The sequence below is a fragment of the Streptomyces sp. NRRL B-24572 genome (assembly GCF_002156145.1).
Classification (GTDB): domain Bacteria; phylum Actinomycetota; class Actinomycetes; order Streptomycetales; family Streptomycetaceae; genus Streptomyces; species Streptomyces vietnamensis.
The window spans coordinates 1-2,155 of sequence record NZ_MWIG01000893.1 but is presented as its reverse complement, the minus strand read 5'-3'; the positions used below and the strand labels follow the sequence as shown (position 1 = coordinate 2,155).

The following is a 2,155-nucleotide window of genomic DNA, read 5'->3' as shown; positions in this document are numbered from 1 at the left end:
CTCCAGACCCACTCCTCCGCCGCCCTCGACCTCCTCGCCAAGTCCCGCGCCGGACTCGCCGAGGCCGCCGTCCTCGACCGCCCCCACGAGCGGTACGCCATCGCCCACCTCGCCGCCCTGCGCGCCGCGGCCGCCGTGCTCGCCGCCCGGGGCAGGGCCGACACCCGGCCCCGCCACCGGCAGCGGATAAGGAGCACCTGGGAGCTCCTCCCCGACCTCGCCCCCGAGCTGACCGAATGGAGCGCCCTCTTCGCCGCCGGCGCCCCGCGCAGAGCCCGCGCCGAGGCCGGCATCAGCAGCGCCGTCACCCGCCGCGAGGCCGACGACCTGCTCAGGGACGCCGCGCACTTCCTGCGCCTGGTCGAGCGGCTGCTCGCCCTCCCGCCGGCCCTGCCCCGCCGGTCCGGTGCCGACGAGGCAGACGGATGATCCGAAAGCCGGGGGCGAGGCCATAGGGTGGGGAGCGTTAGTACCCGTCACCGAGGAGTCAACAGCCGTGCCGGACCCTTCCCCTGTCTTCGGTCGAGAGGCGTCGTCGCGCCCGTCGCGCGCCTCCCTGCGTACCGCCGTCGTCTGGGACGTCCTCAAAGACGCCCTGGACCGCCGGGTCGAGGCCACCGGGAAGGACAGCCTCGACGTCCTCGACACGGGCGGCGGCTCCGGCAACTTCGCGGTGCCGGTGGCCCGCCTCGGCCACCGCGTCACCGTCGTCGACCCCAGCCCCAACGCGCTCTTCGCGCTTGAGCGCCGGGCCGCCGAGGCCGGCGTCGCCGACCTCGTCACCGGCGTCCAGGGCGACATCCGCGGCCTCTTCGACGTCGTCGAGCGCGAGGCGTACGACACGGTGCTCTGCCACGGCGTCCTGGAGTACGTCGACGACCCCGCCGAGGGCGTACGGAACGCGGCGGCGGCGCTCCGCCCCGCCGGCAGCCTCAGCCTGCTCGCCGCCGGGGTCGGCGGCGCCGTCCTGGCCCGCGCCCTCGCCGGCCACTTCACCGAGGCCCGGCACGCCCTCGACGACCCGGCGGGCCGCTGGGGCGCCGGCGACCCCGTACCCCGGCGCTTCACCGCCGACCAGCTCACCGAGCTCGCCGACGGAGCCGGGCTCGAGGTCGGAGCCGTGCACGGCGTCCGGGTCTTCGCCGACCTGGTCCCCGGCGTCCTCGTCGACACCGAGCCCGGCGCCGCCGAGGCCCTGCTCAAGCTGGAGGCGGCCGCCGCGGAGCTGCCCTCCTTCCACGCCATCGCCACCCAGCTGCACGTTCTCGGCCAGAAGCGGGCCTGAACAGCACGGCCACCCGTTCGGCGGTGCAGGCCGGGTGCTCCATGGAGTACGCCACAGCCCGCCCGATATGGGGCTCCGCCCCGTATGATCGGGGGACACCATCCGGCATGACGGACAGGGGGCTGGGGAATCAACGCCTCAGCAACCGATCCGCATGGCGGCCCGGATTGGCTATCGGTATGGAGGCGGGTTTCACGGGGGCGATTCCCTGCCTATCCTGAAAGGGCCGCAAACCGGTCGCCCCCGCGACCGACGACTAGGAGGACTCCGTGCCGCTCTCGGAGCACGAGCAGCGAATGCTCGAGCAGATGGAGCGAGCGCTGTACGCCGAAGATCCCAAGTTCGCGACAGCGCTCGAGGGAAGCGGACTGCGTACGTACACCCGGCGACGGGTTTACCAGGCAGTCGTCGGCTTCCTGGTGGGTATCGCGCTCCTCATGACCGGAATGGTCTTCCAGGAAGACGGCCTGATCTGGATCAGCGTGGTGGGATTCCTCGTCATGCTGGGCTGTGCGGTCCTGGCGGTCACCGGTTGGCGCAAGGCGCCGAAGCCGGGCGAGCAGCGGGCGGCCGGAGGCCGTCAGGCTCGGCAGCGACGCTCCATGATGGACCGGATCGAAGCGCGGTGGCAGCGTCGCCGCGACGAGCAGCAGGGCGGCGGCCACTGACGGCCCCTGAGCGGTAGCCCCGCGCCCCCGAACACACCCCGAGCCCCGCAGGGCCGCGCCCCTTGACGCGCCCTGCGGGGCTCGACGCGTCACGGGCCCGCCGTCCGTTGCGGGCCCGCGCCGCGCCGGACGGGCCCCGCCACCGTGCGGGCCTGCGCCTGGCTGGGCGGTGCCCTTCGCCGCCCGCCGTGTGGGCAATCGT

Annotated in this window: 3 protein-coding genes; all 3 read left to right on the top strand. The window is 74.3% G+C overall.

Features of this window, described 5'->3' with window-relative positions:
• Positions 1-429 (top strand): SAV_6107 family HEPN domain-containing protein (locus tag CCN56_RS37840; RefSeq protein ID WP_086832209.1); only part of this gene is annotated, 429 nt, incomplete at its 5' end.
• A 67-nt stretch (positions 430-496) separates the two neighbouring features.
• Positions 497-1,285, top strand: coding sequence for a bifunctional 2-polyprenyl-6-hydroxyphenol methylase/3-demethylubiquinol 3-O-methyltransferase UbiG (locus CCN56_RS37835; protein ID WP_086832208.1), 789 nt, complete (start codon positions 497-499; stop codon positions 1,283-1,285).
• A gap of 269 nt (positions 1,286-1,554) precedes the next feature.
• Positions 1,555-1,953, top strand: coding sequence for a DUF3040 domain-containing protein (locus tag CCN56_RS37830; protein ID WP_086832207.1), 399 nt, complete (start codon positions 1,555-1,557; stop codon positions 1,951-1,953).
• Positions 1,954-2,155 lie beyond the last annotated feature (202 nt).